This is a genomic window from Rhizobacter sp., from assembly GCF_031412495.1.
Taxonomy (GTDB): Bacteria; Pseudomonadota; Gammaproteobacteria; order Burkholderiales; family Burkholderiaceae_C; genus Schlegelella_A.
Map to the genome: position 1 here is coordinate 1 of NZ_JANODC010000505.1, position 4,650 is coordinate 4,650.

A 4,650-nucleotide genomic window follows, 5' to 3' on the forward strand; every position below is an offset into this window, starting at 1 on the left:
CGACGGCCAGGTGGCGGCGGCGGTGCCGTGGCCGACGCGGACCAGCGCGATGAAGACGAGGACGCCGAACGGCAGGTAGCCGAGCAGGTTCGAGACGAGGTCGAACCCGGTCCAGTAGCGCGGCCAGCCGGTGGCGAGGAAATCGAGCGGGCCCACCGCCGGGTTGCGCCAGCCCTCGAACGGGTAGAGGCTCGCGTAGACGATCAGGGCGGCGTACAGCCACGCGAGCGGCACCGCCGAGCTGCGGTGGCGCGGCGGCGGCGCTTCCCCGGCACTCGACGGGGCGCCCGCGGCGCGCTCGGATTCCATTCAGAAGGGCTTGACGATCACGAGGACGACGATGGCAGTGAACAGGAGCACGGCCGACTCGTTGAAGACCCGGAACCAGCGTTCGCTGCGCACGTTGGCGAACTCCTCGAACTTGCGCAGCAGCGACCGGCACGCGTGGTGGTAGCCGACGGCGCCCACCACCAGGACGATCTTGGCGTGCAGCCAGTGGTTCTGCGGGCCCTTGCCGACGCCGTAGCCCAGCCACAGGACGAGGCCGAGCCCGATCGCCGGGACCATCAGCAGGCTCATGAAGCGGTATAGCTTGCGAGCCATCATGAGCAGCCGCTCGCGCTCGGCGTGGCTGTCGGCCGGCACGGTGACTAGGTTCATGAACAGGCGCGGCAGGTAGAAGAGGCCGGCGAACCAGCTCGCCACGAAGACGAGGTGCAGGGCCTTGACCCACAGGAACGATGAACCCATGCATCGATTATCGGCGGCGCTCCGTGCGCCCCGGTCGGTCCGGGAATGCGCTGCCCTCCCTAGAATCGAGGCGTGAAGACGCCACCGCCCTTTCCCGCCAGCCGGCCGCGGCGCCTGCGGCGCCACGCCTGGAGCCGCGATCTCGTCCGCGAGTCGGCGCTCGGCGCGAGCGACCTGATCCTGCCCGTCTTCGTGCTCGAGGGCGAGGGCAAGACACAGGACATCGCCTCGATGCCCGGCATCCAGCGCGTCAGTCTCGACCGCCTCTACCCGATCGCCGAGGAGTGCGTGGCGATGGGCATTCCGGTGCTCGCCCTGTTCCCGGTGCTGGAGCCGTCTCTGAAGAGCGAGGACGGGGGCGAGGCGCTCAATCCCCGCGGCCTGGTGCCGACGGTCGTGCGCGAGCTGAAGAAGCGCTTTCCCGAGCTCGGCCTGATGACCGACGTCGCGCTGGACCCCTACACCTCGCACGGCCAGGACGGCCTGCTCGACGACACCGGCTACATCGTCAACGACGCCACCGTCGCGGTGCTGGCGAAGCAGGCGCTGGTCCAGGCCGAGGCCGGCGTCGACATCGTCGCGCCCAGCGACATGATGGACGGGCGCATCGGCGCGATCCGCTCGGCTCTCGAGGAGAGCGGCCGCATCCACACCCTGATCATGGCCTACAGCGCCAAGTACACGAGCGCCTTCTACGGTCCGTTCCGCGACGCCGTCGGCTCGGCCGCCAACCTCGGCAGGAGCAACAAGAAGGTCTACCAGATGGACCCGGGCAACGGCGACGAGTCGCTGCGCGAGGTGGCCCTCGACCTCGCCGAAGGCGCCGACATGGTGATGGTCAAGCCCGGCATGCCGTACCTGGACATCGTGCGCCGGGTCAAGGCCGAGTTCGGCGTGCCGACCTTCGCCTACCAGGTGAGCGGCGAATACGCGATGCTCAAGGCCGCCTCGCTGAACGGCTGGCTCGACCACGACGCCGTCGTCTTAGAAGCGCTGATCGCATTCAAGCGCGCCGGTGCCGACGGGGTGCTGAGCTATTTCGCACTGGAAGCCGCGCGGTTGCTGAAACGGGGGCGCTGAGCGGCCATGACGAAAGCCGTTCGCGTCTTCCACGTCGCCGGCGACCGGTTCACCGAGCTCGAGACCCGTCCCGACCAGCTTCCGGCCAGCGGCCACCTGTGGGTGGCCACCACCCGGGCCGCCTTCGAGGCCGCGATCGACCAGGTCCAGGCCTTCCTGCAGGGGCAGACCGGCTCGGCGCTGTTCGAGCTCCATGTCTCCGACCTCCTCAACACGCAGCTGCCCTCGAGCTACGACTACACCTCCACCTACGACCTGCTCGTCTTTCGGCGCCTCACCGGCGCCGTCGCGAGCGAAGGCGAGAACGGGAAGAAGACGGGGGCGGGCTCTGACCCGAAGGCGGCGAGCCAGGCCATCGACACCAGCGCCGTCGGCTTCGCGGTGTTCGACCGCGTGCTCCTTAGCGTGCACCCGGAGGATTGCCAGGTGCGGGAGTACTTCGCGAAACGTCTGCTCGGGCAGGCCGCCTCGACCGAAGGGCGCGCCGGCGTGCGCATGCCGGTCAGTCCGGCCGACCTGATGCTGCGCATGGTCAACCACATGGTGGACAGCTACCTCGAGCTGCGCCGGCTGCTCGGCAAGCAGATCGACGACCTGCAGCGGCAGCTGTTCTCGCCCCGGGCCCAGCCGGGTCAGTGGCACCTGCTGCTCGACTGGCGCAACGCCCTGCACCTGCTCGAGGACACCTGCGAGGACCAGCGCGCCGCGATCACCGAGTGGATCGACGCGCTGGGCGAATGGCCGCCCGAGAAGGACGCCTCCGCGCAGCGCGAGCGCGAGCATCTGCGCGTGCGCTCGCGCGACGTCCTCGAGCACATCGAACGCGTGCTCGCGCACGTGCGCCGGCTCGAGTCGTCATCGGAGACGGCGGTGCAGATCCACTTCTCCGAGCAGAGCAATCGCACCAACGCGATCATGCGCACGCTGACGACGCTCACCGCCATCTTCCTGCCGCTCAACCTCGTGACCGGGTTCTTCGGCATGAACTTCGAGCGCCTGCCGCTCATCCACAGCTCGACCGGCTTCTGGCTCATCGCCGCGGTGATGGTGGCGCTCGGCATCGGCATGAGCCTGTACTTCTGGCGCAAGCGCTACCTGAGTCGGCCCTGAACACGCCGTCGAACGATTTCGCGTTCAGCTCCAGGCAGTACGCGCTTCTCGCCGTCCTTACCCTGACCTGGGGTCTGAACTGGCCGGTAATGAAGATCGGCGTGACCGGCTTTGCGCCGCTCGGCTTCCGCGCCCTGTCGATGTGGCTCGGCCTGCCGGTGCTCTGGCTTGTGCTGCGGCTCCTGCGCGTGCCGTTCTCGATCGCGCGAAGGGACTGGCGCGAGCTCGGCACCCTGACGCTGACCAACATGCTGGTGTGGCACGTGCTCGCGATCCTCGCCGTGCAGGCGCTCTCGTCCGGACGGACGGCGATCCTCGGCTATACGATGCCGATCTTCTCGGCCCTCTGGGGCGTTGCCGTCTTCCACGAGCGCCTGCGCAGCCGCCACGTCGCCGGCATCGTCGCCGCGGGCGTCGGCGTGTCGCTGCTGCTCTGGCACGAGGTCGGCACGCTCACCGGCAGCCCCTGGGCCGCGGTCGGCATGCTCGTCGCCGCCGCCGTGTGGGGGCTCGGCACGCAGCAGATGCGGCGAACCACGATCGAGGCGCCGACGCTGGCGATCGTCTTCTGGATGACGCTGCTCGCGACGCTCTGCATGACCGCCTGGACGGTGCTGTTCGAGCGCGACCGCTGGGTCGTCCCGAGTCCAGCCACCATGGGTGCGATCGCCTACAACGCGGTCCTGATCTTCGGCTTCGCGCAGGCCATCTGGCTCATGATGGCACGCAACCTGCCGCCGGTCGCCTCGAGCATGTCGGTGATGCTGATCCCGGTGCTGGGAACCCTCTCGGGCGCCTGGTTCCTCGGCGAGCAGCTGCACTGGCAGGACGGCGCCGCCATCGTCCTCGTCCTCCTCGCGATCGCCTCGGTGATGTGGCCGGCGCGTCAGCCGGCGTAGGGGTCGGCGAAGCCGAGGCCGGCCAGGATCGCCGTCTCGCGCGCCTCCATCGCCGTCGCGTCGGCGTCGCCCTCGTGGTCGAAGCCCTGCGCATGCAGCGTCCCGTGCACGAGCAGGTGGGCGTAATGCGCCTCCAGGCTGCGCTTCTGCTCACCCGCTTCGCGCCCGACCACCGGTGCGCACAGGACGAGGTCGGCGTGGACCCTCGGCCCGTCGGCGTAGGCGAAGGTCAGGACGTTGGTCGGGCCGTCCTTGCCGCGCCAGGACTGGTTCAGCTCGCGGCCCTCGTCCTCGCCGACGACGCGGACGGTGATCTCGGCCGGTGCGGCGAGCGCGGCGCGGATCCAGCTCGCCACGCGGGCCCGCGTCAGCACGGCGCGGTGCCGACCGTCGGCGAGCTGCAGCGAGAGGGCCAGCGTCGGCCGCGCCGGGCGCGACCGGGCGGGCGCCCTCGCCGGCTCAGGAACGTTCGTCGGCCGCGCCATAGGCCTCGACGATGCGGGCGACCAGCGGATGGCGCACCACGTCGGCCGAGGTGAAGCGCGTCGTCGCGATGCCCTTGACGTCGACCAGCACGCGCTCGGCATCGATCAGCCCCGACGTCGAGCCGCGCGGCAGGTCGACCTGGCTGGTGTCGCCGGTGACCACCGCCTTGGAGCCGAAGCCGATCCGGGTCAGGAACATCTTCATCTGCTCCGGCGTCGTGTTCTGTGCCTCGTCGAGGATGACGAAGGCGTGGTTCAGGGTCCGGCCGCGCATGAACGCCAAGGGCGCGACCTCGAGGGTCGCCTTCTCGAAGGCCTTGGCGACG

Annotated in this window: 7 protein-coding genes; 3 read left to right on the top strand and 4 right to left on the bottom strand. The window is 69.7% G+C overall.

Annotation, left to right across the window (positions count from 1 at the left end):
• Positions 1-309 (bottom strand): VanZ family protein (locus AC30N0_RS18925; protein WP_489519438.1); only part of this gene is annotated, 309 nt, incomplete at its 3' end.
• Positions 310-750 carry a CopD family protein gene (locus AC30N0_RS18930; RefSeq protein WP_489519439.1) on the bottom strand — a complete coding sequence of 147 codons (441 nt, stop codon included), beginning with the start codon at positions 748-750 and terminating at the stop codon, positions 310-312.
• Positions 751-822: 72 nt separating this feature from the next.
• Between AC30N0_RS18930 and hemB the strand changes: the two genes are divergently transcribed.
• The 3 genes from hemB to AC30N0_RS18945 are packed head-to-tail and all read left to right on the top strand — an operon-like array spanning position 823 to position 3,839.
• A complete protein-coding gene (gene hemB, locus AC30N0_RS18935) occupies positions 823-1,830 on the top strand; it encodes a porphobilinogen synthase (protein ID WP_489519440.1) in 1,008 nt (335 codons plus the stop codon).
• A 6-nt stretch (positions 1,831-1,836) separates the two neighbouring features.
• Positions 1,837-2,940 carry a magnesium transporter CorA family protein gene (locus AC30N0_RS18940; RefSeq protein WP_489519441.1) on the top strand — a complete coding sequence of 368 codons (1,104 nt, stop codon included), beginning with the start codon at positions 1,837-1,839 and terminating at the stop codon, positions 2,938-2,940.
• Entirely contained in the window at positions 2,937-3,839 is a 903-nt protein-coding gene (locus AC30N0_RS18945; RefSeq protein WP_489519444.1) for a DMT family transporter, read from the top strand. Before AC30N0_RS18940 ends, AC30N0_RS18945 begins: the two co-directional genes overlap by 4 nt.
• Here the strand turns inward: AC30N0_RS18945 and ybeY are convergent.
• Both ybeY and AC30N0_RS18955 read right to left on the bottom strand, forming a co-directional pair.
• Positions 3,827-4,324 (bottom strand): rRNA maturation RNase YbeY, encoded by a 498-nt coding sequence (gene ybeY, locus AC30N0_RS18950; RefSeq protein ID WP_489519442.1) that lies wholly within the window; start codon positions 4,322-4,324, stop codon positions 3,827-3,829. The genes AC30N0_RS18945 and ybeY overlap by 13 nt on opposite strands.
• On the bottom strand, positions 4,299-4,650 hold a 352-nt coding region (locus tag AC30N0_RS18955; protein ID WP_489519443.1), incomplete at its 5' end, for a PhoH family protein. The genes ybeY and AC30N0_RS18955, both read right to left, overlap by 26 nt.